This window comes from Streptomyces sp. NPDC043812, from assembly GCF_056436245.1.
In genome coordinates, this window is the sequence record NZ_JBWKCY010000016.1 from 36643 (window position 1) to 62598 (window position 25956).

The following is a 25956-nucleotide window of genomic DNA, read 5'->3' on the forward strand; positions in this document are numbered from 1 at the left end:
TGCACGGGCGTGCGCGGGGGCGCACATCTGAGTAGCGGTGCGGGGCCTGTCGAGCGGCGTACCCGGGGACGGGCCACGGGCGTCTCGTGCGCTGCTCCGGGCGACGTACGCTCGATGCATGCGTTTGAGCACCGTGATTCTTCCTTTCCGTCCCTGGCGCGAGGGTGGCCGTGACCAGTGGCTGCGCGCCGAGCAGCTCGGGTTCCACGCCGCGTACACGTATGACCACCTCTCGTGGCGGACCTTCCGCGACGGCCCGTGGTACGGCGCCGTACCGACGCTCACCGCGGCGGCCGGTGCGACCGAGCGGCTGCGGCTGGGCACGCTGGTGACCTCGCCGAACTTCCGGCATCCGGTGACGCTCGCCAAGGAGCTCATCTGTCTGGACGACATTTCCGGAGGGCGGATCACGCTCGGCATCGGCGCGGGCGGTGTGGGCTTCGACGCAACGGCACTCGGCCAGGAGGCATGGAGCCCACGGGAGCGGGCCGACCGCTTCGCCGAGTTCGTGCCGTTGCTCGACCGGCTGCTGACCGAGGACTCCGTCACCCAGGAAGGGACGTTCTACTCGGCAGTGGAGGCACGCAACATTCCCGGCTGCGTGCAGCGTCCGCGGCTGCCGTTCGCCGTCGCGGCGACCGGGCCGCGCGGGCTGAAGCTCGCTGCGCGGCACGGGCAGGCGTGGGTGACCACCGGTGACCCGAAGCTGTTCGAGACGGGCACGCCGGAGCAGTCGCGCGAGGCGATCCGCGGGCAGATGGACAAGCTCGCCAAGGCGTGCGCGGACATCGGCCGGGACGAGGCGCAGCTGGACAAGATCCTGCTCACCGGGTTCACCCCCGAGCGCGGGCGGCCTCTGGAGTCGCTCGATGCGTTCGTCGACTTCGCCGGCAGGTATTTCGACCTCGGCTTCACCGAGATCGTCCTGCATGCGCCGATCCCCGACTCCGACTTCGCCGCCGATCAGTCCGTCTTCGAGCGGATCGCCACCGAGGGACTGGCGCAGCTGCAGCGCTGACCGCCGTCGGGCCCGTGCCGCGCGTGCCCAGGGGCTATGCCTGCGGGAAGCGGATGTACTCCGGCGGCACGGCGGCCGTGAGCCACACGCCGTTGGCGCTCACGCGGAAGACGTGTCCCGACCGGTGCAGGGCACCGGCGTGCACGGCGAGAACGACGGGGCGTCCCCGGCGGGCACCGACACGGGTCGCGGTCTCCCGGTCGGGCGAGAGGTGCACGTCGTGCCTGTTCATCGGCTGCAGGCCCTCGTCGCGGATCGCGTCCAGGCTGCGTGCCACGGTGCCGTGGTAGAGGTACTCGGGCGGTTCGGCCGGGGGGAGGTCGAGGTCGATCTCCACCGTGTGGCCCTGGTTGGCGCGGATGCGGGAGCCGTCGATGGTGAAGCGCTGTTTGTCGTTGACCGCGACGACATGATCGAGTTCGGCGCGGGTGAACCGGAAGCCGTGCGCTGCGGCGGCGCTCATCAGCTCGTCGATCGGCACCCAGCCGTTCACGTCCAGCGTGATGCCGATCCGGTCGGGCTGGTGGCGCAGATGCTTGGAGAGGTACTTCGACACCTTTACGGTGCGCCGGTCGTCCGACGCGGGATCGGTGGGTCTTGCGTTCATTCCCTCAGCGTGCCGGTCCGGTGGTGGCGGCGCCACCGAGAATTTTCTCGCCCACATGTTTGATCCACAACCAACTCCGGTTATCCACAGGCAATTTGGCGATTCTGTGGACAACGAGCGTCGCATTTCAGGGTATTTGACCAAGTTGAGTTGATTCGGAAGCAGTTGCGGTGAGGGAGTCCAAGGTGCGTGCCTGAACCTCCCGTTCGGTGGCTGCCGTGATGAACGCCGCGACATTCTCCGGACCAACCAGCTTCTCCACCGCCTGCATTGTCGGAGCGGGCAGATGCAGCGGACGCGGTTGGTGCGGTGCGGGCGGCGGGCCTTCCGCGGACAGGTGCTGGTGAAGATGCAGGGTGGCGAACATACGCATGGCACGGGCCAGTTCGGCATCGACCGTCTGCTGCGCCAGTGGCCGCAGCCTGCGCACCAGCGTGGCTGCCTCTGCCGCATCGGCATCCGTGGGCGGCCGATGCTCCAGGTAGCGCGCGAACACATGCTCCGTCGTGAACTCCAGGAACCGCGCAGCGATGTGCTCGACCTGACCGCGAAGTTCCCTCAGATGTCCGGAGATTGCGGAGAGCGGAACACCGGCGGCGTACAACTCGGCTGCCACCGACAGCTCTTGCGGGCTGGGAACCAGGAACTCGTCGTCACGTCCCGGAATCCGCTCCAGCACGCCGAGCTCCACCGCTTCCGTCAACGACTCCTCGTCCGGAATCCCCCCGAACTTCGCGTCCAGCTCGTCCCGCGAGATCCGGGCCGCCTCCTCGTCGGTCCAGGGGCCGTGCACCTCGGCGACGAGCCCGAGCACCCCGCCGAGACCCCGGCCGGCGTCCCACGCCTCCAGCAGCTCCTTGATCGACGCCAGGGTGTAGCCGCGGTCCAGCAGGTCCGCGATCTGGCGCAGCCGGGTGAGATGCGCCGAGCCGTAGACATTGGACCGGCCGCGCCGCTCGGGCCGCGGCAGCAGCCCTCTGTCCTGGTACGCGCGGATCGTGCGGACCGTTGCTCCGCTGCGGTGCGCCAGATCCTCGATCCGGTACTCGGCGACCGACGTCACTTCGCTCACACGTCCGCTCCCGCTCCCTCGGTGGCAGGCCTTTCCGGGCGGCGGCTCACAGCGGCGGCTCCATCCGGGCGAGAGCGCGCAGCGCCCTCGGCATGAACCGTGACATGAGATGGGCGCCGCGGGCCTCCGGTGTCACCGGCACGACCGCCTGGTTCTTCAGGACGGCGCGCAGGATCGCATCGGCGACCTTCTCCGGTGGGTAGTTGCGCAGTCCGTACAACCGGGCGGACTTCTTCTGCCGGCGCTGCTGCTCGGCCTCGTCGACCCCGGCGAAGCGGGCGGTCGAGGTGATGTTGGTGTTCACGATGCCGGGGCAGATCGCGGAGACCCCGATATCCTTGGCGGCGAGCTCGGCCCGCAGGCACTCGCTCAGCATGAGCACCGCCGCCTTCGATGTGCTGTAGGCGGGAAGGGACTTGGAGGGCAGATACGCGGCGGCGGACGCGGTGTTCACGATGTGCCCGCCCTGGCCGCGATCGGCCATCTGCCGGCCGAAGAGCCGACAGCCGTGGATGACGCCCCACAGATTGACGTCGAGGAGCTTCTTCCAGTCCTCGGTGCCGGTGTCGAGGAACGAACCGGAGAGTCCGATGCCCGCGTTGTTGACCAGCACGTCGACCACGCCGTACTCCGTGAGGACCTTCTCGGCGAGCTTCTCCATCGCCTGCTCGTCGCCGACGTCCACGGTCTCCGCCCACGCCTCGGGCGCACCGGTGAGCCGGGCCAGCTCCGCGGTCCTGGCCGCACCCTCCGCGTCGCGGTCCACCGCGATGACGCGTGCCCCGGCCTCGGCGAACGCGAAGGCGGTGGCCCGCCCGATGCCACTCGCCGCGCCTGTCACCAGGACGAGCCGGCCGCCGAACCGCTGCCCGTACTCCCCTTGCGGAACGGTGGCCGCTGCGGCCCCCGCTCCTGCTGGTCCGGACTCGTGTGTTGTCACGAACTCGGTGATCCATGCTGCCAGTTGGTCCGGCCGGGTGCGCGGAACCCAGTGCTTGCCGGGCAGCGTGCGCCGGGTCAGCTGCGGTACCCACGTGCCGAGGTCGTCGTAGAGCCGCTCGGAGAGGAAGATGTCGCCGGTCGGGGTGATCAGCTGGACAGGCGTGTGCGCATAGGCGTCGGTGCGCGGCCGACGCAGCCGCGCCCGGACGTTGTCGCGGTAGAGCCAGGCGCCGTGTGCCGCGTCCTGCGGGAGGGAGGCCGTCGGATAGTCACCGGAGGGCACGCCCTCGGCCCGTTCCAGCATCTTCGGCCAGCGCTTGCCCAGCGGACCGCGCCAGGCGAGCTCGGGCAGCACCGGGGTGTGCAGCATGTACACGTACCAGGACTTGGCGCCCTGGCCGAGCAGCTGGCCGACCCGGCGCGGGGTGGGACGGCTCATCCGCCGCTTGATCCAGTGTCCGAAGTGGTCCAGCGACGGCCCCGACATCGAGGTGAAGGAGGCGATACGGCCCTCGGTGCGTTCGATGGTGACGAACTCCCAGGCCTGCACCGATCCCCAGTCGTGGCCCACGAGGTGCACGGGCCGGTTCGGACTCACGGCATCGGCGACCGCCAGGAAGTCGTCCGTCAGCTTCTCCAGCGTGAACCCGCCCCGCAGCGGCACCGGCGCGGTGGAGCGCCCGTGACCCCGGACGTCGTACACCACCACATGGAAGCGGTCCGCCAGCCTGGTCGCGACCTCGGACCAGACCTCCTTGCTGTCCGGATAGCCGTGCACCAGCACCACGGTCGGCTGTGTGTCGTCGCCCAGCTCCGCGACGCACAGCTCGACACCGCCCGTCCGGACGCGGCGCTCGCGCGCCCCCTGCAGACCATTGACGCTCACCGGATCTTCTCCTCCGCCCAGCGCCGCACATGCGGCAGATCGTCGTCCAGCCAGAACGCGCTCTGTTCGGGATCCTTCGAGTCGGTGACGATCAGGATCTCCTCGAACTTCGCGCCCGTACCCCGGAATCCGAGATGCGGCTCGACCGCCCACAGCCCCGGCCGGGGCGGGTGGTCGGAGAATGTGTACGGGCTCCACAGCGGGGACCAGCCCTCCCTGTGGCCGTGCAGCGCATCGCTCGCGAGCCCCTTGAGCGCCTGGGTGCCGAACCCGAACAGCCGGGGCGACCAGCGTCGTTCCGTCACCCTGTCGATCTTGTGGGCGATGACGCCGAACGGATAGGCACGGTGCCGGTTGGCGTATCCCTGCCGGACCATCAGCCGGTCCACGTCCTCGTAGATCTCGCGCAGGGAGCGCCGCTCGCGCACCTCGCGCAGGATCAGCTCGCGGTGTGCCTCCAGATCGGCAACCAGCCTGTTGTGCAGGGGGTTCGGGCCGAGGCAGCCCGAGTAGCCGATGTCCGCGGTGTGCCCTTTGTAGACCGGAGCCATGTCGAGGATGAACGGCATGCCCGCCTCCAGGACCCGGTCCGTCGGGAAGAACTGCAGGGGTATGCGGAAGTTCACGAACGCGGTGCGGTCCCCGAACCAGGCGAACGGAAGATGGAACCAGTCCCGCACCCCGCGTTCGCGCAGCCAGCGCCGCTGCATGCGGGCGGCCTCCCGCTCGGTGACACCCGGCTTGAGCTGTGCGGCGACCGCTTCCGCGCACTCGTAGGCGAGCCGCTGCACCACCCTGAACCCGCGCAGATCCGCGGTCTGCTCACTCACCTCCGCTGAGGCCATGCCACCGTCCGTTCTCCCTGCGATACGAGCCGTAACCTGACACTGATGAATGTGACAATGCCTGGCGGTCACGTCAAGGGGTGTGCATCGCCTGTGGAAAACCCGGCGAGCCATTCCGGGGGCTCCGACCCCGACGTGGATCCCGCACTCAGGTCGCATGCCCCTACGGGTCCGTACCTCTGGAGTCGGACACGGATCAGGCCGCGAGGCTGACGTCAGATGTGGTGCGCGCCACTACCTTCGAAGCGTGACTGTGATCGCGACCGAAAGCCTGAGCAAGCGGTTCCCCCGGGTGACCGCGCTTGACCGGCTCTCCTTGGACATCGGCCCCGGTGTGACCGGCCTGGTGGGCGCCAACGGAGCCGGCAAGTCCACGTTGATCAAGATCCTGCTGGGTCTGTCCCCCGCCACCGAGGGCCGGGCCGCCGTGCTCGGACTCGACGTGGCCACGAGCGGCGCCGAGATCCGTGAGCGCGTCGGCTACATGCCGGAACACGACTGCCTGCCGCCCGACGTCTCGGCCACCGAGTTCGTCGTGCACATGGCCCGCATGTCCGGCCTTCCGCCGACGGCCGCGCGCGAGCGCACCGCCGACACCCTGCGCCATGTCGGCCTTTACGAGGAGCGATACCGCCCCATCGGCGGCTACTCGACCGGTATGAAGCAGCGTGTGAAGCTCGCCCAGGCCCTCGTCCACGACCCGAAGCTGGTCCTGCTCGACGAGCCGACCAACGGGCTCGACCCGGTCGGCCGCGACGAGATGCTCGGCCTGATCCGCCGAATCCACACCGACTTCGGCATCTCGGTCCTGGTCACCTCCCATCTGCTCGGCGAACTGGAGCGCACCTGCGACCACGTCGTCGTCATCGACGGCGGCAGCCTGCTGCGCTCCAGCTCCACCAAGGACTTCACCCAGACCACCGCCACCCTCGCGGTCGAGGTCACCGACTCCGACGCCCATCCCGACGGCACGGCAGCCCTGCGCGCGGCTCTGACCGCAGCCGGTGTCGCGCTGCACGAGCGCACGGAGGAGGGCCTGCCCGGCGCGGGCCACATCCTGCTGCTGGAAGCGGCCGGCGAGGACACGTACGACATCGTCCGGGACACCGTCGCCGACCTCGGCCTCGGACTCGTCCGGATGGAACAGCGCCGTCACCACATCGCGGAGGTCTTCCGCCCCGAGACGGCCGACCGGCCCATGGAGGTGCAGGCCCGGTGAGCACCCACACCCCAGGGGCCCCCGAGACCACGCGTATCCACAACATCGGATACCGCAACTACGACGGCCCCCGCCTCGGCCGCGCCTACGCGCGCCGCTCCCTCTACTCGCAGTCCCTGCGCGGCGCCTACGGCCTCGGCCGCTCGGCCAAGTCCAAGGTGCTTCCGATGATCCTGCTGGGGATCATGTGCCTGGTCGCCGCGATCATGGTGGCGGTCGCCATCTCCGTCCCGAACACCACCGACCTGCCGGTGGAGTACACCCGCTACGCGATCATCATGCAGGCGCTCATCGGCCTGTTCCTCGCGGCACAGGCCCCGCAGTCCGTCTCCCGCGACCTGCGCTTCAAATCGGTCCCGCTGTACTTCTCGCGCCCGATCGAGCGCGTCGACTACGTGCTCGCCAAGTTCGCGGCGATGGCCTCGGCGCTCTTCGTCCTCACCGCGACGCCGCTGGTCATCCTCTATCTGGGCGCCCTGCTGGCGAAGTTCGACTTCGCCGACCAGACGAAGGGCTTCGCGCAGGGCATGGTCTCCGTCGCTCTCCTCTCCGTCCTCTTCGGCGGGGTCGGCCTGGTGCTCGCCGCCTTCACGCCGCGCCGGGGCTTCGGCGTCGCCGCCGTGATCGCCACGATGACCATCACCTACGGCGCGGTCTCCACCGTGCAGGCGATCGCGTGGGAGACGGGTTCGGCAGGCGCCATCGAGTGGCTCGGTCTGTTCTCGCCGGTCACCCTGATCGACGGCGTGCAGACGGCCTTCCTCGGCGCCACCTCCGCCTTCCCCGGCGGCGAAGGACCCGGCGCCGGCGCGGGCGTGGCCTATCTGCTCGTCGTCCTCGCGCTGATCGCCGGCTGCTACGCCGTGCTGATGCGCCGCTACCGGAAGGTGGGGCTGTGACCTCAGTCAAGATCGAGCACACCTCACGGTGGTTCGGCAACGTCGTGGCCGTCAACGACGTCACGATGGACATCGGCCCGGGAGTCACCGGTCTGCTCGGCCCCAACGGCGCCGGGAAATCCACCCTCATCAACATGATGGGCGGCTTCCTCGCCCCCTCGACCGGCACGGTCACCATCGACGGACAGCCGATCTGGCGCAACGAATCGGTCTACAAGCAGATCGGCGTCGTTCCCGAACGGGAGGCGATGTACGACTTCCTCACCGGCCGCGAGTTCGTCGTCGCCAACGCCGAACTGCACGGACTGGGCAACCGCGAGGCCGCGCGGGCGCTCGCCACCGTCGAGATGGAGTACGCGCAGGACCGCAAGATCTCGACGTACAGCAAGGGCATGCGGCAGCGCGTCAAGATGGCGTCCGCGCTGGTCCACGACCCGTCGGTGCTACTGCTCGACGAGCCGTTCAACGGTATGGACCCGCGCCAGCGCATGCAGCTGATGGACCTGCTGCGGCGGATGGGCGCGGAGGGCCGCACCGTCCTGTTCTCCTCCCACATCCTGGAGGAGGTCGAGCAACTGGCCTCCCACATCGAGGTGATCGTCGCCGGACGGCACGCCGCCAGTGGTGACTTCCGCAAGATCCGGCGTCTGATGACGGACCGTCCGCACCGCTACCTCGTGCGGTCCAGCGACGACCGTGCGCTCGCCGCGGCCCTGATTGCCGACCCGTCGACCGCCGGTATCGAGGTGGACCTCTCCGAAGGGGCGCTGCGCATCCAGGCCGTCGACTTCGGCCGGTTCACCGAACTGCTGCCGAAGGTCGCCCGGGAGCAGTCCATCCGGCTGCTCACCGTCTCGCCGTCCGACGAGTCGCTCGAGTCGGTCTTCTCCTACCTCGTAACGGCCTGAAAGGAGCTGTGACGTCATGTACAACCCCACAGTCGCCCGGCTCACCTATCGGGCCGTGCTCGGCAGGCGCCGCGCCGCGATCCTGTTCGTCCTGCCCGCTCTGCTGCTGCTGATCGCTGTAGCGGTACGGAGCTTCAACGGCGTGGACGACCAGGTCGCCGCCGACGTCCTCGGCGGGTTCGCCCTCGCCACGATGGTGCCTCTGATCGGCGTGATCGCCGGCACGGGCTCCATCGGCCCCGAGATCGACGACGGGTCGATCGTCTATCTGCTCGCCAAGCCGGTGAAGCGGCCGACGATCATCTTCACCAAACTGATCGTCGCGATCGCCGTGACCATGGCCTTCTCGGCGGTGCCGACGTTCATCGCCGGGTTCATCCTCAACGGCAACGGCCAGCAGGTAGCGATCGCCTACACCGTGGCGGCACTGGTCGCCTCCATCGCGTACAGCGCGCTGTTCCTGCTGCTCGGCACGGTGAGCAGGCACGCGGTGGTCATCGGGCTGGTCTACGCCCTGGTGTGGGAGACGCTGTTCGGCAGCCTGGTGGCCGGCGCGCGCACGCTCAGCGTCCAGCAGTGGGCGCTCTCCCTCGCCGAGCGGATCGCCGGCGAGGGCCTGATCGGCTCCGACGTGGGCCTGCCCGCGGCGGTGGCGCTGCTGGTCGGCGTGACGGTGGTGGCGACCTGGTACGCGGGCCAGAAGCTCCGGGTCCTGAAGCTCGCCGGCGAGGAGTGAGCCGGCGGCTCGTCGGTCGCCTCGGCCCCCGCCCGCCCGGGCGGGGGCCGAGGCATTTCGCGTAACTGTACGTTTATCGGCTCGTTGTCCAGCGAGCGTGGAGGCAATGTGAGTTCGTATCGTCGAGCGTTCGTGAAGTAGGGGATTGCCGGTGCCGGGGTGAGGGTTCTCGTCCGGGCCGGTCATTGAGCGAGTTGCACCGTGAGCCGACCTCCACCCCTGTGCCCGGGGAGAGGGCCGTCCAGAAAGGGTTCACGAACGGAAGGCATCCCCATGCCATCGGAAATCGCCCTGCTCGAGTCGCGCGCGATGCGCGTCGAGCACGTGGGGCGGGTCGAAGTGCTCGACAAGGTGAAGGCGCTCCGACTGCTGCCGGACAGCATGCACGTATCCACAGAGGGGGTCGCGGGGTACTTCGAAGTATCCACAGAGGTCATCCGGCAAGTGACGTCACGGCACCGCGAAGAGATCGCCGCGAGCGGCATGCAGGTGCTGCGAGGTCCTGACCTGCGGGAATATCAGAGTGACAACATGTCACTCTCATCGGAGGCTGAGGGAAGTTATCCACAGCGTCGCTCCAGTCTCACCCTCTTCACCCGCCGCGCCGTGCTCAACATCGCCATGCTCCTGCGGGACAGCGACATCGCCCGCCGCGTGCGTACCTACCTCCTCGACGCCGAGGAGGGGTGGCGCGAGGGCTACGCATCCCTCGACCGACGCGTCACGAACGTCGAGAACTGCCTCGCCGGGGTAGGCACCGCGCTCCAGGAGCTCGGACCCGTACTCGACCGGATGTCGCACCGACTCGACAGGCTCGATCAGCGGCTGGACGCCACCAACCGCGTCGTCGCGGCGATGAGCAACAGGCTGTGCGAACTGTCCGACGACATGAGCCGGATGGACGCCAGGATGGATGACGTCGTCCATCAGCTGAGGGATCTGCGTCGTCGCAGGCTCCGCTGATAATTCGGTGGCGCCGGACTGCCCGGCCCGGCACAGTGGTTGAGCCGGGACAGCACCTCAGTGCGACCGGCGCCACCGACCGGGAGAGGAGCGCGGCGATGACCGAGAGTTCGAGTCCGTCGTGCTCCCGTCGAGGCGGCACCCGGCAGGCAACGGAGTAGTCATCACACTCCGTACGGCCGCCGGGCGGCCGCCCAGGGGGCGGCCGCTTCGAGCGCGCATCTGCGCGGGCCGCCCCCTCCCGGAGGATTGGCCGAGTGGTAAGGCAGCGGCTTGCTAAGCCGTCGTCGGGGCACAACCCCGCGCGCGTTCGATCCGCGCATCCTCCGCAGAACGCTCCGCCGAAGGCGCCCCAGGCACTGATCCGCCGGACAGGCATAGGGCCTCTCGTTTGGATCTTGCCGACCCTAGCGATCGAGCAGGTGCTCCAGGACCACCGCGATGCCGTCGTTGTCGTTCGACGCCGTGATCTCGTGTGCCACGGCCTTGAGTTCGTCGTGCGCGTTGGCCATCGCCACACCGTGCGCTGCCCAGCCGAACATGGGGATGTCGTTGGGCATGTCGCCGAAGGCGATCGTGTCCGACGCCCGCAGGCCCAGCCGCCGGGCCGCCAGCGAGAGGCCCGTCGCCTTGCTCAGTCCGAGCGGCAGGATCTCCACGACACCCGCGCCCGCCATCACGACGTCCACGAGACTGCCGACCGTGGTCCTGGCCGCCTTGGCCAGAGCGTCGTCGTCGAGCTCCGGATGCTGGATGTAGACCTTGTTCAGCGGCGCCGCCCACAATTCGGCCGGGTCGTCCATCAGCACCACGGGCAGCGGGCCTTCCTGCACCCGGTAGCCCGTACCGACCAGCACCTCGCCGTCGAGTCCGTCGCGGCTGGCGGCCAGTGCCAGCGGACCGACCTCCGCCTCGATCTTCGACAGTGCGAGGCCGGCCAGCTGACGGTCGAGCGTCACGGAGGTCAGCAGCCGGTGCTCGCCGGCGTGGTAGACCTGCGCTCCCTGCCCGCACACGGCCAGGCCTTCGTAGCCGAGGTCGTCCAGGATGTGCCGCGTCCACGGCACGGCGCGCCCGGTGACGATGATGTGCGCGGCGCCCGCCGCGGTGGCCGCGGCGAGCGCGTCGCGGGTGCGCTCCGAGACGGTGTCGTCGCCACGCAGCAGCGTGCCGTCGAGGTCCGTGGCGACGAGCTTGTACGGGAAGGGGGCGGAGCTCACTTGGAGATCGGCTCCAGCACTTCACGGCCCCCCAGATACGGGCGCAGCACCTCGGGGACCCGCACCGACCCGTCGGCCAGCTGGTGGTTCTCGAGGATCGCCACGATGGTGCGCGGCACGGCGCACAGGGTGCCGTTCAGTGTGGCCAGCGGCTGGACCTTCTTGCCGTCGCGCATGCGCACCGACAGGCGGCGGGCCTGGAAGCTGTCGCAGTTCGACGCCGAGGTGAGCTCGCGGTACTTGCCCTGGGTCGGGATCCACGCCTCGCAGTCGAACTTGCGCGAGGCGGAGGCGCCCAGGTCACCGGTCGCCACGTCGATCACCTGGAACGGCAGCTCCAGGCCGGTCAGCCACTGCTTCTCCCAGTCCAGCAGCCGCTTGTGCTCGGCCTCGGCGTCCTCCGGGGCGACGTACGAGAACATCTCGACCTTGTCGAACTGGTGCACCCGGAAGATGCCGCGGGTGTCCTTGCCGTACGTGCCGGCCTCGCGGCGGAAGCAGGGCGAGAAGCCCGCGTACCGCAGGGGCAGCTTGTCGGCGTCGATGATCTCGTCCATGTGGTACGCGGCGAGGGGGACCTCGGAGGTGCCGACCAGGTAGTAGTCGTCCTTCTCCAGGTGGTACACGTTTTCCGCGGCCTGGCCGAGGAAGCCGGTGCCCTCCATGGCGCGCGGGCGGACCAGCGCGGGCGTGAGCATCGGGATGAAGCCGGCCTCGGTGGCCTGGGCGATGGCGGCGTTGACAAGGGCGAGCTCCAGCAGGGCACCCACGCCGGTCAGGTAGTAGAAGCGCGAGCCGGACACCTTGGCGCCGCGCTCGACGTCGATGGCGCCGAGTGCTTCACCGATCTCCAGGTGGTCCTTGGGCGCGAATCCCTCGGCCCCGAAGTCGCGGATCGTGCCATGCGTCTCCAGGACGACGAAGTCCTCCTCGCCGCCGACCGGGACGTCCTCGTGGACGAGGTTGCCCAGCTGGAGCAGGAGCTGCCGCGTCTCGTCGTCCGCGGTGTTCTGTTCGGCCTCCGCGGCCTTGACGTCGGTCTTGAGCTGCTCGGCCATCTTCAGGAGCTCGGTGCGCTCCTCGGGAGTGGCCTTGGGAATGAGCTTGCCCAGCGACTTCTGCTCGGAACGGAGCTCGTCGAAGCGGATGCCCGAGGACCTTCGCCGTTCATCGGCGGAGAGCAGGGCGTCGACGAGGTCGACGTCCTCTCCACGGGCGCGCTGGGAGGCGCGGACACGGTCGGGGTCCTCACGGAGCAGGCGAAGGTCAATCACCCCACCAGGCTACCGTTGCCGACTCGGGCCACCCCACCCGATATTGCCTTGCGTGTCACTTTGTCCGAATTGCGGGAATTTATAAAGCTGCGGGTAATCGGCCCTGGCCGGGTGCCTCACTCGCGTCGATATCGACCGCGTTTTCGTCGAAAGGGGACACGGTGGCCGGGCTTCGGCCCGTCTCGCCCCTCCTTGCGTGGGCGGGTGTCGGCCGGGTTGTCCACAGGGGGAGCGGCGCCCCGATGGGTTATCCACAGGCTGTGCGAATGATCTGTGGATTGCGGAATTGATCATTCCGAAAGGGCCGAGCGCTGCGGAGGATTCCCATGTCAAACCCACCCCACGCACTCATTCGGGTGGGAATTCCTCGCCCTAAAGGGTTGATCAATGGAATTGGGGTGACAGGGCCCGACCTGCTGCTCTATGGAAGGAACTGGGCCCTCTGGGCAGATTTGTCGACCATGCGGCATTGCGTTGTCGACTTGTCCCCAGGTCGAGAAGCATGCCTGTGGATAACTTCTGTGGACAACGAAAATCTGCAGGTAGGAACGGCTGATCAGAATCTGCAGTCAGGCCCTGCCGGTCAGGCCCGGCCGTCCTGGCAGCGCGCCAGCCAGTCGGATGCCGCCGTGAACTCGGCGTCCGAGGTGCCCGCACGAAGCGGCCGTACGTCCTGCGGCGCGACCCCCGCCCGCGGATACGAACCGAGGAAACGCACCTTGGGACAGATGCGCTTGAGCCCCATCAGCGCCTCTCCCACCCGGCGGTCGGAGATATGGCCCTCCGCGTCGACGGCGAAGCAGTAGTTGCCGATACCCGCACCCGTCGGCCGGGACTGGATGAGCATCAGGTTGACGCCACGCACGGCGAACTCCTGCAGCAGCTCCAGCAGCGCGCCCGGGTGGTCGTCGCCCAGCCAGATGACCACCGAGGTCTTGTCCGCGCCGGTCGGAGCCGCGGGACGGGCAGGCCGGCCCACGAGGACGAAACGCGTCTCCGCGTTCTCCGCGTCGTGGATCTCGGTGACCAGCGGCTCCAGACCGTACGTGGCCGCGGCGAACTCTCCGGCGAAGGCCGCGTCGAAACGCCCCTCCTGCACCAGCCGCGCGCCGTCCGCGTTCGACGCGGCCGACTCCCACAGCGCATCCGGCAGATTCCCGCGCAGCCAGTTGCGCACCTGCGGCTGGGCGACCGGGTGCCCCGTCACCGTCTTGATCTCCGACAGCTTCGTGCCCGGGCGCACCAGCAGCGCGAACGCGATGGGCAGCAGCACCTCGCGATAGATCATCAGCGGCTCGCCCGACGCCAGTTCGTCGAGGGTGGCGGTGACACCGCCCTCCACGGAGTTCTCGATCGGTACGAGAGCTGCCGCCGCCTCCCCGTTGCGCACGGCGTCGAGCGCGGCGGGCACGGAGACCATGGGGGCGAGGACCCGGGTGGCGGCTTCCGGGAGCGTGCGCAGGGCGGCTTCGGTGAAGGTGCCCTCGGGACCGAGATACGTGAAGCGCGTGGCCGACATGACGTCACCCTAATGCGCCGTGCGCAACTCCGACGGCCGCCGTCAGCTCTCCAGCAGTCGCTGCCCCACGTACTCGCCCTTGCCGGGCCCGCCCGGCACCGCGAACAGTCCGCTGGCCTCGTGCCGGATGAAAGGCGACAGCGCATCGCCCCGGTCGAGCTTGCGCTGAACGGGCACGAAGCCGCGCAGCGGATCCGCCTGCCAGCAGACGAAGAGCAGCCCGGCGTCGGGGGTCCCGTCCGCGGCGATTCCGTCGTGGAAGGAGAAGGGGCGCCGCAGCATCGCTGCTCCGCCGTTCTGCTCGGGGGCGGAGATCCGGGCGTGCGCGTTCGCGGGAACCACGAGCTGTCCGTCGGGCCCGGTCCTGTCGAGGGCGAGCTCGGTGGTCTCCGTGCCGCCGGTGAGCGGGGCGCCGTCGGACTTGCGCCGCCCGATGACCTGCTCCTGCTTCTTCAGCGGCAGCTTCTCCCAGTCGTCGAGCAGCATCCGGATGCGGCGCACGACCGCGTACGAGCCGCCTGCCATCCACGCGTACTTCGTCTTCTCCGGCACGAAGATCCGCTGCTGGAAGTCGGGTTCGGACGGCTTCGGATTACGGGTGCCGTCGACCTGGCCCATCAGGTTGCGCGCGGTCCTCGGCTGTGCGGTCGCCCCGGGCGAGCGGTTGAATCCGTTCATCTGCCAGCGCACCCGGGCGGCTTCGCCCGCCGCCTTCTGCACCGCCCGCAGGGCGTGGAAGGCGACCAGCGCGTCGTCCGCGCCGATCTGCACCCACAGATCGCCGTCGGAACGCTTCGTGTCGAGCCGGTCGGACGAGAAGCGCGGCAACGGGTCCAGCTCCGGCGGCCGCTGGGTGACCAGGGACGTACGGTCGAAGAAGCTGCGCCCGAACCCGAAGGTGACGGTCAGCGACGACGGTCCGGCGTCCAGCGCGATACCGGTGTCGCCGTCCCCCGTCGGCCGCCCGGCCGTGAGCTCCGCAGCCAGCGCCGACCAGCGCCGCATCAGCGCGGCCGCCTCCTTGCGGCCCGCGCCGGCCGCCAGGTCGAAGGCGACGAGGTGGCCGTGGGCCTGCTGCGGGTCGGTGATCCCCGCCTGATGCGTGCCGTGGAAGGCGATCTCGGTGGCGCCGAGGGAGGTCAGCGCCGTCGGGGCGGCGTCGGTGGCAGAGGCGTACGCCGCCGCGCCGCCCGCCGCCCCGAACAGCAGCCCGGTCGCACCGGCCGCACCGGCGGTGCCGAGCAGCCGCCGCCTGGAGATGTCGTTGTCGCTCACGGGTGGATCAGCCGATCTTGATGTTCTTGTCGAGGGTGGTCTGGTCGATGTCGGAGGTCCGCACCGTCACCTTCACCTGCCAGGTGCCGGGCATCGGGATCTGGACCGCGCTCGCCGACCAGTGTCCCGCGGTGACCCGGTCCGGGGTGATCGGCAGCGGACCGATCTGCTTCGCCTTCAGGGTGAACGACACCTTCAGCTCGGGCGCGTCCAGCGGTTTGCCGTCCGGCGACTCGGCCCAGACGTGCATCTCGTTGGCGCCGGGCTGTGCGGGGTCGAGGCTGAGCCGCAGGGTGCCCTTGCCGTTTGCGCCGCCGGTGTCGAAGGGCAGCTCGATCTCGGTCGGTCCGGCCGGAACGGACGGCGCGGACGGGGAACTGCCCGCAACCGCGGCCTCCTCCTCCGTGCGGCCCGGCTCGGTCGACGTCAGGACGGTCGTCACGGCCAGCAGGACCACGGCGATCCCCGCCTCGGCGAGCACGGTGCGGCGCAGTCCCGAGCGCTCGGCATCCGCGTCCCTAGTCCGCTTGCGCTCGGCGGTCGCCACGGCGGCCTTCTGACGGGCGAGTTGGGCCGCGCGCTCCGCGTCGGCCGGGGTGCTGTCCGAGGCCGCGGTCTTCTCGTCCTCGTCCTTCTCGTCCTCGTCGGACTCCGCCGGGGACTTCTCGACCGCGGACTCCTCGGCTGCCGCCACCTCGGACAGCCGCGCCGTCCAGCGCCGTGAGATCCAGGCGACGCCGACCAGCACCACGACCAGGCCGATCTTGAGCAGCAGCAGTTGTCCGTACCGGGTTCCGGTGAGCGCCGACCACGAGCCGACCTGGCGCCACGACTGGTAGATCCCGGTCACGGTCACCACGACGACACTGGCGAACGCGGCGGTCGAGAAGCGTTGCACCGCCGTCCGTTCCACCGACGGCGTCCGGTACAGCGCGGTCAGCAGCGTGGCGAGACCGCCGAGCCAGACCGCGACGGCCAACAGGTGCAGGACGTCCACCGGCATCGCGAGGCCCGGCTGGATGCCGGTCGACGCATGTTCCGACAGCGCCCATGTCGCGGCGATCCCGGCGGCCACGACCGTGCCGCCCATGGCCAGTCCGAAGGTGAGGTCCTTCTTCTCCGCCTCGTCCTCGCGCCTGGTGTAGGCGCCGAACAGGACCGCGACGAACAGCGCGGCGGCTCCGAGCAGCAGCAGTCGCGAGACGAGCGCGGCACCGGTCTTGGTCTCCAGCACGTCGCCCAGGGCGCCGAGATCGAGGGCGTCCCCGAGCTTGCCCGACCCGGTGTAGGGGGAGCGCAGCAGCAGCATGGCGAGGGTGGCGGCGGTCAGTGTCAGCCAGCCCTGGACGACCAGTCGCTGCACCGGCCGTACGGTCGCGCCGCGCCGCCAGCAGATCAGGATGAACGCGGCCCCGCCCGCCAGCAGCACGAAACCGCCGTACGCGGCGTAGCGCGCGATCCCGTACAGGACTCCGACGACTCCGCCACCGACCTCCTGCTCGGGCAGCGCGACCGTCGTCTTCGAGGGTGCGCCGATGGAGAAGGTGAAGGCGCCGGAGACGGGGTGGCTGTCCGCGGAGACCGCCTGCCAGGCCACGGTGTACGTGCCGTTGGGCAGCCCCGCGTGCAGATCGACTCCGTACACGACGGTGCCGCCGACGCCGAGATCGCGGATCTTGGCGACGTCGGCGCGTTTGCCGCTCGGTTCGAGCACGCGGATGGAGTCGTTGCCCATGGCTATCTGCTCGGAGAAGGTGAGCGTGACCTCCTTGGGCGCGGTGGGTACCACCGCCCCGTCCTTCGGGTTGCTCGTGAGCAGCGCGGCGTGCGCCGCTGCGGGGCCCGCTCCGGCCAGCAGCGCGCCGAGGAGCGTGCCGACGAGCACGGTCACGGCGAGCACGAGGCGGAGCGGGGACGGGCCGAAGCGCGGGGCGGTGGCGGTCATCATGCGATCAGTCCCTCACTGCTCGGTGCCGGGGTTGTAGGTGGTCTCCTTGACGGGGACCTCCACCGTGATCGGATCCGACTTCTCGAAGTGCAGCTCGAGGGCGACCTCGTCGCCCTCCTTCGGCTGCTTCTTCAGCGCCATGAACATGATGTGGCTGCCGCCGCGTTCGAGGTCGAGCCTTCCGTCCGCGGGGATGTCGAAGGCCTTCACCTGCTGCATCTTCTGGTTCTTCGTCACGTGGATCGTGACGTCGTCGGATATGTCGCTGGTGACCGAGGTGAGCTTGTCCGCCGCCCCGCCGTTGTTCTCGACGGTCAGGAATCCGGCGGCCATGTCGTCCAACGGCTGCGGAATGAACGCGCCGCTGACCTTCAACTCGGGGGCCTCGTCCGCCGAGCAGCCCGCCAGCACCAGACCCGCGCTCGCGGCCAGGGCAACGGCGAGAGCGGCGTTCCGGCGGATCACGGGGTCTCCCCCTCGATCAGCTTCGGCAGATCCTTGGCGTAGTCGTCGGCGGTGGTGTCCTCGCCGTACAACACGTAACCCCCGTCGGTCTTCGGCGAGAAGGCGATCACCTGCGCGCCGTGCATGGACACGACGGTGCCGTCCTTCTCCTTCTTCGGCGGGTCGATGCCGATGCCCATCTGGCGTGCCCCTGCCTGGATGGTCGGGAAGTCGCCGGTGAGACCGATGAAGGAGGGGTCGCCCGCGCTCGGCAGCCACTTGGCGAGCTCGGCGGCGGTGTCCCGCTCCGGGTCGGTGGTGACGAACACGACCTGGAGCTTGTCCTGGTCGGCCTTGGGAAGCTGCTTCCTGGCGATGGCGATGTTGCTCATCGTCAGGGGGCAGACGTCGGGGCAGTGCGTGTAGCCGAAGTAGATCAGCGTCGGCCTGCCCTTGGTCCGCTCCCGCAGGTCGAACTTCTTGCCCCGGGTGTCGGTCAGCACGAGATCCGGCTTGGTGTACGGCTTGTCGAGGACTGTCGCCGCCTTGGTCTTCTTCTCGGCCGAGATGTCGAACTGGGGCTTGGAGCCGCCGTTCTCCTCGGAGGAACAGGCGGACAGGGTCAGTGCCGCGGCCACGACGAGCGCGGCCGCGAGCACGTTCTTCTTGCGCATAGAGCTGTTTCCAGACGTGGTGTGCGAGAGCTCAGGAGGTGCGGCGACGGCCGGCCAGGACACCGAAGGCGACCCCGGCGGCGCCGATGACGATGCCGACGATGCCGAGGATGCGGGCGGTCGAGTCGCTGCTGTCCGAGGAGGCGGCCGTGGTCGTGGCCTCCTTCTCGTCGTGGCCGGCGTTCTTGTCGTCCTTCGCCGCGGCGCCGGTCGCGCCGCCGCCGTGGTGGTCTTCGGTGGCGGCCGACAGCTGCAGCACCGGAGCGGGCGACTCGGGCTCCTCGCCACCCTCCTTCGTCTCCTCGATCCAGCGCACGACCTCCTTGTTGTCGTACGTCTGGAGGGCCTTGAAGACCATCTGGTCGGTGTCCTCGGGCAGCCGGCCGAGCGAGAGCGGGAACTGCTGGAACTGACCGGGGCCGATCTTGGAACCGTCTGCGGTCCAGGTGACCTTGGAGACGGCCTCGGTGATCTGCTTGCCGTGCACGTCGAGCGGCTTGTCGAGCTTGGCCTTCGTCACCTCGACCTTCCAGCCGGGGACGGGCTGCGGCATCACGGACGCCAGCGGGTGCTCGGAGGGCATGTTGACCTCGACCTTGACGGTCGAGGCGTTGTCGCGCTCGTTGGGCACCTTGAAGTTGACGGTGGCGTAGCCGCCCTTGGCGGCCTCGCCCTGCGGCTGCACGCTCACATGCGCGAAGGCGGCGCCGGAGAAGACGACGACGGAGGTGGCGGCGACCACGGCAGCGGCGGCGATGCGGGAAACGTTCATGGCAAACACTCCACGGTGAGGGAGAGACGAGGGAGCGCCGGCACACAGGGATGCGCGGGCACAGCGGCTCCACTCCCGTGAGTGAGCCGCGATTATGCGCTGAGCACGTATACGCGCGGCGGCCCGCGCCTGATCACCGTGTGCTGGAGTACTTCGCCGACCGACGCCGGAGGCGCCCCGGCCGAAGGCGCCGCCGGGCGCGGGGCACGGCCGGGCGCACCGGGCAGTCCGGCCCGCAGGGCGCGTACGAGAACGAGCGCGGCGCGCAGCGCACGCAGCAGCGTCCCGTCGGCCACCTCGTGCGCCGAGTCGGCGGAGAGCCGCAGCAGGGCGGCGTCCCCGCGACGCAGCAGGAACCCGGTCGCGACGCCGGCCAGCAGATGCCCGAGCACCATGGTCAGCGAGGGCAGTTCCGGGCCCGTCGCCGCGGCCTCGGCGGCATGGGTGTGGGCGAGGTGCGCGTGCGGGTCGACGCCGGCCGTGGTGACGATGCGCCGGGCGTCGGTGGGGCTGATCGAGGCGGCGCCCGCCCCGCACACCAGCTTCGCCGCCAGCCTGACGAGCGCGTCGTCGGCGGTCTGCGCCAGGTGGAGTCTGCTCTGTCCGACGCCGAAGAGGGAGTGCAGCCCGAGCTGTCCCGCGGTGAGCACCGCGGCGATGGCGGGCAGCGAACGCTGCCGTCCCGCGAACGGCAGCACGAGGGCGAACACCCCGGCGAACCCGAGGGCGAGTGTCCACAGCGGCACCGACTCGCAGGCCGCGAGCACATGCCCGGTCCCGGACAGCACGACGCAGACCGCGGTGAACACCGCGGCCCTCAGCAGCCGCAGACCGGCTCCGGCACGTGCGTGGTGCATGGACGACATGGCCGGGTCATCATCGCACTGCGCCGTCGGAGTCCGTACGGCAGGTCCGGAAGATCCCGTTTGCCGCCGTGCGCCGTCGGCATACACCGGACTGCGCGGGTGCGCATCCGCCGAATGAGGGCCGTCACAGTGTGATTGCGCTTACCGACCGTGTCCACGGGCAATACGTATCGGTATGTCGAGCCGCGGCCGGGAGGCTGGAGCATGAGCATCTGGTGGTCCCTCCATCTGCGACGCGAGGCTGCGAGCGTCCCGCTGGCCCGCCGACTCCTGCTCGGCACCATGGAGACCGCGGGCGTCGACCCGGAGATCTCCTACGACCTGTCGGTGGCCCTGACGGAGGCGTGCGCCAACGCCGTGGAGCACGGCGGCGACAGGGACACCGGCGCCGGGTCGGCCGGGTATCGGGTGACGGCCTATCTCGACGGCGAGAAGTGCCGCATCGAGGTTGCGGATTCGGGTCCGGGGTTCGTCCCGCGGCGGGGTTCGCACTGCGGGCACACCGCGTCGGCCGTGGCGGAGAGCGGCCGCGGACTGTGTCTGATCGAGCAGCTTGCCGACCATGTGCACGTGCGCAGCCGCCCGGGCCGAGGCGCGGTGGTCAGCTTCGACAAGATCCTCAAATGGCGCGAGGGCGCGCTGCTCAGGGTTTCCTGAGCGGCGCGCCCTCGGCACCTCGTCGTTGCCGGTCAGCCCTTGAGCGAGGCCATCCAGGCCTCGACCTCGTCGGCCTGGCGCGGCAGCGCGGCCGAGAGGTTCCGGTTGCCGTCCTCGGTGACCAGGATGTCGTCCTCGATGCGGACGCCGATGCCGCGGTACTCCTCCGGCACCGTCAGGTCGTCCGCCTGGAAGTACAGTCCGGGCTCCACGGTCAGGCACATGCCGGGCTCCAGCGTGCCGTCGACGTACGCTTCGGTGCGCGCGGCGGCGCAGTCGTGGACGTCCATGCCGAGCATGTGGCCGGTGCCGTGCAGGGTCCAGCGGCGCTGCAGGCCGAGCTCCAGGACACGCTCCACCGGGCCCTCGACGAGGCCCCACTCGACGAGCTTCTCGGCGAGCACGTGCTGCGAGGCGTCGTGGAAGTCCCGGTACTTGGCGCCCGGCTTGACCGCCGCGATGCCTGCTTCCTGGGACTCGTACACCGCGTCGTAGATCTTGCGCTGGATCTCGGTGTAGCGGCCGTTGATGGGCAGGGTGCGGGTGACGTCGGCCGTGTAGAGCGTGTGGGTCTCTACTCCGGCGTCGAGCAGCAGCAGGTCACCGGAGCGGACCTGACCGTCGTTGCGGACCCAGTGGAGGGTGGTGGCGTGCGGACCGGCGGCGCAGATGGAGCCGTAGCCGACGTCGTTGCCCTCGACGCGGGCGCGCAGGAAGAACGTGCCCTCGATGTAGCGCTCGCTGGTGGCCTCGGCCTTGTCCAGGACCTTGACGACGTCCTCGAAGCCCCGTGCGGTCGAGTCGCAGGCCTTCTGCAGCTCACCGATCTCGAAGGCGTCCTTCACGGCACGCGCCTCGGAGAGGTACACGCGCAGTTCCTCGTCGCGCTCGGCGGTGACCTTGTCGGCCAGCGCGTCCTCGATGCCGGCGTCGTGGCCGCGGACGGCGCGCACCGGGCCGGTCGCCTCGCGCAGCTTGCCGGTCAGTTCGCGCACGTCCTGGGCGGGGATGCCGAGCAGCTGCTCGGCCTCGGCGAGGGAGTGGCGGCGGCCGACCCACAGCTCGCCCTGACCGGACAGCCAGAACTCGCCGTTCTCACGGTTGGAGCGCGGCAGCAGATGGACGGTGGCGACATGGCCGTCACCCTCGGGCTCCAGGACCAGGACGCCGTCCTCGGTCTGGTCGCCGGTCAGGTAGGCGTACTCGGTGGACGAGCGGAAGCTGTACTCGGTGTCGTTCGACCGGGTCTTGAGATTGCCGGAGGGGATCACCAGGCGCTCACCGGGGAAGCGCGCCGAGAGGGCGGCCCGGCGGGCGGCCGTGTGCTCGGCCTGCGCGATGGGCTCCAGCCCGTGGAGCTCGGTGTCGGCCCAGCCGGTCGTCATGTTCTCGGCCAGCTCGTCGGACACGCCCGGGTACAGGCTGTTCTTGCGCTGCTTGATCGGCTGCTCTTCCTCTTCCGGGGTCTCCGGGGTGAGGTCCTCCGCCACGTCTGCCTCCAGGGCCTTTCGGCCTTTCACGATTCCGACATCGGGTCCCGTCCGCCGTTCGGGCGGAGGGACGACTCCATCGTATGTGCGACCGGAAGACGGCCCGGGGCGGGTTGGCGAAGATGTGAGGAATCAGTCGAAACGGGCGGCCAGCAGGACAATGTCCTCGCCGTCGTCGGCGCGGGCCGGCCCTTCCGGCAGCACCGAGCGCAGCACATGGTCGGCGACCGCCCCAGGGTCGACCCTGGCGGCCTTGGGCACGCTCGCTGCGGCCGCGTGCAGCCGGGCGAAGGCCCGGTCCATGGCGTCGCCGGTGCGCCGCAGCAGTCCGTCGGTGTACAGCAGCACCGTTTCTCCGGGTTCCGGGGACAGCTCCACGCTGGGCGCCTCCCAGCACGCGAGCATCCCGAGCGGAGCCGACAGCGACGTCTCGACGAACTCCGTCCGCCGCTCGCCGATCAGCAGCGGCGGTGTGTGCCCGGCCCCGGCCAGCACGATCTTCCGGGCGGCCGGCTCGGCATAGGCGAACAGCGCGGTCGCCGTGCGCGCGGGCTCGGTCAGTCGCAGCAGGAGCTCCAGGTCGGAGAGCACCGCGACCGGATCCTCGCCTTCCATCACGGCGTACGCCCGCAGGGACGCGCGCAGCCGGCCCATCGCGGCGAGTGCGCTCGGCCCCGACCCGCTGACCGAACCGACCGCGAGACCGAGGGCACCCTCGGGCAGCGGCAGCGCGTCGTACCAGTCGCCACCGCCGTTCCCGCCCGTGCGGTGGCGGGCCGCGAGCTGGACACCGGGCACCCTCGGCAGCCGGCTGGGCAGCAGTTCCTCGGCGACCGTCGCGACCGTCGCCCGGGCGTGCTCCAGCTCGAGCAGTCGCGCCAGATGCTCGGTGGCGTACCGCATGTAGAGGCCCGAGAGATGGATCTGCCGTTCCACGGGGGCGGCGGGCTCGTCGTAGAACCAGACCGCGGCGCCGAGGGTGCCGGCCTCCTCGGTGACCAGAGGTGCGGTGTAGCTCGCGGCGTAGCCGAGGCGCACGGCGACCTCGCGGTGCAGGGGATGCAGATGGTCGTCGGCGAGCAGATCGGGATGGGCGACGGGCCCGGGGGTTCCGTCGGGCCCCTCCGAACCGCCGGGGAGACGCCCGTCCAGGATCGACCCGTACGCCGTGACCTCACGCGGCACGGTCTCGATGTGGCCGAGGTCGGCGTGGCTCAGACCGAGGCCCCGGGTGCGGGGGAGTCCCTGGCGGGACGGGAACGAGCCGTCGCGCGCGGGGTTGCGGGCGGGTTCGAGGACGACCATCCCGCGTCGCGCGCCCACGAGTGCGGCGCCGGCGTTCAGCAGCTCGTCGAGCGCGTCGTCGAGCGTGCCGGTTCTGATCAGACGCTCGGTGAGTTCATGGAGGGTGGTGAGGTCGGAGACCCAGCCGGCCAGGCGGTCCTGGATCACCGCGCCGGCGGCGGGCGGAGCAACGGATTCGGACGACAGTGGGGTGGCAGTGTGCGTGGGAGCCGGAACCGTTGAATCGATTCCAGCCACTTTCGGCAGGTGTGGGGCGCTCATGGCAGCCGACTTTCCGGCAGGTGCGTACTGCTCAATAGCATCGCAAACCCCCATGTCATTCTGCGCCGCTATCACTGCATCCACATCTACACGCCCACGTAAGGTGATGTCCAGCACTGTCCCGGTGGGATTGATGGTGTCTGGGGGGCTTGTAACTTGGCTGAAAAATGCACCCGATGGCGGACGATTGCGGTCGACTGAAGGCGTTCGGCAGGGGGACCCCCGGGGTGTGGACCTCAGGGAAAGCGTCATTCCAAGCGTGCTGGGTACGTGTACGTAAACGGTGACGGCCAGGGGCAGTTGGACCGCTCCGGAACCCGACAGCGGGCCCGGGCGTCCCAATAGTCGGAGGCCGCGCCCCACTCCTCGAGTGGCGGGGAAAAGTTACCGCGGGCAACAGCGAGCGCCAGGCGCGCGCCACCCCTCGCCATGCGTTTAATGGACTACAGCCGACGTTCGGCCCTCGGGCGGCGATCCTGCCGCCGGCGAAACGAGGGCGCCCATGCCAGAGGCACGGGCGGTGACGCGCCGATCAGTACGCATTTGTACGCACAGTGAAGATCGCACACGTGTAGTGATGTGGACCCCGGCGTTCAACGGAAAGGAACGAGCGCTCATGCGCGAGATCCTCGGAAGGCGACGCAGGCTCTGGTACCGGCGCAACAAGGGGCCTGTTCAGCTCGCAGCGGCGCTCACCTGCGCCGTCGAGTGGGAATGGCCCGTGCTCCCCGGTGTGGGACTCAAGGCCGCAGGCGGCAGCGCCGCGGCGGGCCCGAAAAGAAGCGGTGACGACCGCGGGCGCGGCTGCGCCTGCCCCGACCCCGAGTGCGTCGTCCCCGGCGCGCACCCCTTCGACCCCGGAATCCTGACTGCCACCACCGACGAGCGCATGGTCCGCTGGTGGTGGACCAACCGGCCCACCGCACCGGTCGTGCTGGCCACCGGAGGCCGTGCGCCGTGCGCCGTGAGCCTGCCCGCGGTCGCCGCGGCCAAGGCGCTGGCGGTACTCGACCGGATGGACATGAGACTGGGCCCCGTCCTCGCGACCCCCACCCGGTGGTCGCTGCTGGTCGCCCCGTACTCCCTGGAGCAGCTCGGCGAACTGCTCTTCGTCAAGGATTGCGTGCCCAGCTCGCTCCGGTTCCACGGTGAGGGCGGCTATCTCGTGCTGCCGCCGTCGGAGACCGGCACCGGGCAGGTGCGCTGGGAGCGGGCACCACTGCCCGGTTCCGCGGCGCCCTGGCTTCCGGATGTGGAGGCGGTGGTGGACGCGCTGGTCGAGGCGAGCGCCACCAGCGCGCCGGAGAGCGGGCTGTACCCGCCGGAGGCGGGCGAGGGCAGCCGGCTCGCCTATTGACGTCGGTACCGGCTCTGGCCGGTACCGGTCGTCCGGCGGGTCACTCGTACGGGTAAGAGCTCGGCGCAGTTGTCACGGAATTGGGCGCGCACCCGTCGGCGCGCCCTTATTTCGCGGATATCTTCGGGCAACCGTCAGGAATTCCCCCGCAGTCGGCAGGTGGCCCATGAATCTCCGCATGATCGGGCTCACCGCCGCAGTGGTACTCGGCGCCCTGCTGCCGCTGGCCGCGTCCGCGGGCACGGCCTTCACCCCCCGCCCCGGAACCGAGCCGTCCGTGGACGCGAAGGCGTCCGACGGCGGGGGCGGCGGGGACGGCCCTCTACTGCCGGGGCTCGGAGCCCCTGACGGGGCCGGTCCCGAGGATGCGTCCGACGACACCGAGAGGACCGCCGAGTTCGGGGCGGCGAATGGTACTGGAGCAGACCGGCGGCTCCCACCACGCGCCGCGGAACGATGTGGGCCGGAACTCGCCTCCCCCGACGGGGTGGAGGCGCAGACGTGCATCCTCACTCAGGGCCGCGAAACATGGGCACGTACGTATTACCGCAATGCGACGGGCGAGGAATTGACGTCCGTACTGACCCTGATGGCGCCCGGCGGGCGTACATGGCAGATGAACTGCGGGGAAGCGGCGGGCGACGAGCCGCGTACCTGTGAAACACCTCGGGAGCGGTCACTGGGTGCACCGTCTGCCTACTCGGCCATTGCGGAGTTCGCCGCTTCATGGGCCGGCACAGAGGGGCTGCTGCTGCTGCGCTCCGGGAGCAACTCGGCGGAGTTGAGGGGGCGTTGATGC

General features: G+C 69.9%; 24 protein-coding genes and 1 tRNA gene. 10 read left to right on the forward strand and 15 right to left on the reverse strand.

The window, feature by feature from the left end:
• The first annotated feature begins 118 nt into the window (after positions 1 to 118).
• Positions 119 to 1018 carry an LLM class flavin-dependent oxidoreductase gene (locus tag AC067Z_RS23210; protein WP_478791492.1) on the forward strand — a complete coding sequence of 300 codons (900 nt, stop codon included), beginning with the start codon at positions 119 to 121 and terminating at the stop codon, positions 1016 to 1018.
• Positions 1019 to 1052: 34 nt separating this feature from the next.
• Here AC067Z_RS23210 and AC067Z_RS23215 read toward each other — a convergent pair whose 3' ends face one another.
• From AC067Z_RS23215 to AC067Z_RS23230, 4 genes are all read right to left on the reverse strand, one after another.
• A complete protein-coding gene (locus tag AC067Z_RS23215) occupies positions 1053 to 1625 on the reverse strand; it encodes an RNA 2'-phosphotransferase (protein WP_478791493.1) in 573 nt (190 codons plus the stop codon).
• Positions 1626 to 1752: 127 nt separating this feature from the next.
• On the reverse strand, positions 1753 to 2697 hold the full coding sequence (locus AC067Z_RS23220) for a MerR family transcriptional regulator (protein WP_478791494.1): 945 nt from the start codon (positions 2695 to 2697) through the stop codon (positions 1753 to 1755).
• A 46-nt stretch (positions 2698 to 2743) separates the two neighbouring features.
• A complete protein-coding gene (locus tag AC067Z_RS23225) occupies positions 2744 to 4525 on the reverse strand; it encodes an SDR family oxidoreductase (protein WP_478791495.1) in 1782 nt (593 codons plus the stop codon).
• Entirely contained in the window at positions 4522 to 5370 is an 849-nt protein-coding gene (locus AC067Z_RS23230) for a M24 family metallopeptidase (protein WP_478791496.1), read from the reverse strand. Before AC067Z_RS23230 ends, AC067Z_RS23225 begins: the two co-directional genes overlap by 4 nt.
• Positions 5371 to 5623: 253 nt before the next feature.
• Between AC067Z_RS23230 and AC067Z_RS23235 the strand changes: the two genes are divergently transcribed.
• The 6 genes from AC067Z_RS23235 (at position 5624) to AC067Z_RS23260 (ending at position 10424) form a co-directional block, all read left to right on the forward strand.
• Positions 5624 to 6589, forward strand: coding sequence for an ABC transporter ATP-binding protein (locus tag AC067Z_RS23235; RefSeq protein WP_478791632.1), 966 nt, complete (start codon positions 5624 to 5626; stop codon positions 6587 to 6589).
• A complete protein-coding gene (locus AC067Z_RS23240; RefSeq protein ID WP_478791497.1) occupies positions 6586 to 7488 on the forward strand; it encodes an ABC transporter permease in 903 nt (300 codons plus the stop codon). The genes AC067Z_RS23235 and AC067Z_RS23240 overlap by 4 nt, the downstream gene beginning before the upstream one ends.
• Positions 7485 to 8396 (forward strand): ABC transporter ATP-binding protein, encoded by a 912-nt coding sequence (locus AC067Z_RS23245; RefSeq protein ID WP_478791498.1) that lies wholly within the window; start codon positions 7485 to 7487, stop codon positions 8394 to 8396. Before AC067Z_RS23240 ends, AC067Z_RS23245 begins: the two co-directional genes overlap by 4 nt.
• 16 nt (positions 8397 to 8412) lie before the next feature.
• Positions 8413 to 9132 carry an ABC transporter permease subunit gene (locus AC067Z_RS23250; protein ID WP_478791499.1) on the forward strand — a complete coding sequence of 240 codons (720 nt, stop codon included), beginning with the start codon at positions 8413 to 8415 and terminating at the stop codon, positions 9130 to 9132.
• Between the two features lie 273 nt (positions 9133 to 9405).
• Positions 9406 to 10095 (forward strand): hypothetical protein, encoded by a 690-nt coding sequence (locus AC067Z_RS23255; RefSeq protein ID WP_478791500.1) that lies wholly within the window; start codon positions 9406 to 9408, stop codon positions 10093 to 10095.
• 243 nt (positions 10096 to 10338) lie between these two features.
• Positions 10339 to 10424: transfer RNA gene (locus tag AC067Z_RS23260), tRNA-Ser, on the forward strand.
• 78 nt (positions 10425 to 10502) lie between these two features.
• Here AC067Z_RS23260 and AC067Z_RS23265 read toward each other — a convergent pair.
• The 9 genes from AC067Z_RS23265 to AC067Z_RS23305 form a co-directional block, all read right to left on the reverse strand.
• The gene (locus AC067Z_RS23265; protein ID WP_478791501.1) at positions 10503 to 11315 is read right to left on the reverse strand and encodes an HAD family hydrolase; all 813 of its coding nucleotides are present in this window, start codon (positions 11313 to 11315) and stop codon (positions 10503 to 10505) included.
• The gene (gene serS, locus AC067Z_RS23270; RefSeq protein WP_478791502.1) at positions 11312 to 12589 is read right to left on the reverse strand and encodes a serine--tRNA ligase; all 1278 of its coding nucleotides are present in this window, start codon (positions 12587 to 12589) and stop codon (positions 11312 to 11314) included. The genes AC067Z_RS23265 and serS overlap by 4 nt, the downstream gene beginning before the upstream one ends.
• Before the next feature lie 583 nt (positions 12590 to 13172).
• Positions 13173 to 14108 (reverse strand): prephenate dehydratase, encoded by a 936-nt coding sequence (gene pheA, locus AC067Z_RS23275; RefSeq protein WP_478791503.1) that lies wholly within the window; start codon positions 14106 to 14108, stop codon positions 13173 to 13175.
• Positions 14109 to 14150: 42 nt separating this feature from the next.
• On the reverse strand, positions 14151 to 15383 hold the full coding sequence (efeB, locus tag AC067Z_RS23280) for an iron uptake transporter deferrochelatase/peroxidase subunit (protein ID WP_478791504.1): 1233 nt from the start codon (positions 15381 to 15383) through the stop codon (positions 14151 to 14153).
• A 7-nt stretch (positions 15384 to 15390) separates the two neighbouring features.
• Entirely contained in the window at positions 15391 to 17328 is a 1938-nt protein-coding gene (locus AC067Z_RS23285; protein ID WP_478791633.1) for a copper resistance CopC/CopD family protein, read from the reverse strand.
• 15 nt (positions 17329 to 17343) lie between these two features.
• Positions 17344 to 17793, reverse strand: coding sequence for a copper chaperone PCu(A)C (locus tag AC067Z_RS23290; RefSeq protein ID WP_478791634.1), 450 nt, complete (start codon positions 17791 to 17793; stop codon positions 17344 to 17346).
• Positions 17793 to 18449 (reverse strand): SCO family protein, encoded by a 657-nt coding sequence (locus AC067Z_RS23295; protein ID WP_478791505.1) that lies wholly within the window; start codon positions 18447 to 18449, stop codon positions 17793 to 17795. Before AC067Z_RS23295 ends, AC067Z_RS23290 begins: the two co-directional genes overlap by 1 nt.
• A gap of 31 nt (positions 18450 to 18480) precedes the next feature.
• Positions 18481 to 19221, reverse strand: coding sequence for a YcnI family copper-binding membrane protein (locus AC067Z_RS23300; protein ID WP_478791506.1), 741 nt, complete (start codon positions 19219 to 19221; stop codon positions 18481 to 18483).
• Between the two features lie 92 nt (positions 19222 to 19313).
• Positions 19314 to 20087: a hypothetical protein gene (locus AC067Z_RS23305; protein WP_478791507.1), complete on the reverse strand. Its 774-nt coding sequence runs from the start codon at positions 20085 to 20087 to the stop codon at positions 19314 to 19316.
• Between the two features lie 204 nt (positions 20088 to 20291).
• Here AC067Z_RS23305 and AC067Z_RS23310 point away from each other — a divergent pair, with 204 nt between their 5' ends.
• Positions 20292 to 20744 (forward strand): ATP-binding protein, encoded by a 453-nt coding sequence (locus tag AC067Z_RS23310; RefSeq protein WP_478791508.1) that lies wholly within the window; start codon positions 20292 to 20294, stop codon positions 20742 to 20744.
• Between the two features lie 32 nt (positions 20745 to 20776).
• On the opposite strand, the gene AC067Z_RS23315 is transcribed toward AC067Z_RS23310, so the two are convergent.
• Entirely contained in the window at positions 20777 to 22234 is a 1458-nt protein-coding gene (locus AC067Z_RS23315) for an aminopeptidase P family protein (RefSeq protein WP_478791509.1), read from the reverse strand.
• A gap of 132 nt (positions 22235 to 22366) precedes the next feature.
• Positions 22367 to 23917, reverse strand: a complete 1551-nt coding sequence (locus AC067Z_RS23320) for a PP2C family protein-serine/threonine phosphatase (RefSeq protein WP_478791510.1) — start codon at positions 23915 to 23917, stop codon at positions 22367 to 22369.
• A gap of 499 nt (positions 23918 to 24416) precedes the next feature.
• Between AC067Z_RS23320 and AC067Z_RS23325 the strand changes: the two genes are divergently transcribed.
• Together AC067Z_RS23325 and AC067Z_RS23330 are read left to right on the forward strand one after the other, a co-directional pair.
• On the forward strand, positions 24417 to 25157 hold the full coding sequence (locus AC067Z_RS23325; protein WP_478791511.1) for a bifunctional DNA primase/polymerase: 741 nt from the start codon (positions 24417 to 24419) through the stop codon (positions 25155 to 25157).
• Positions 25158 to 25323: 166 nt separating this feature from the next.
• The gene (locus tag AC067Z_RS23330; RefSeq protein WP_478791512.1) at positions 25324 to 25953 is read left to right on the forward strand and encodes a hypothetical protein; all 630 of its coding nucleotides are present in this window, start codon (positions 25324 to 25326) and stop codon (positions 25951 to 25953) included.
• Positions 25954 to 25956: the final 3 nt, after the last annotated feature.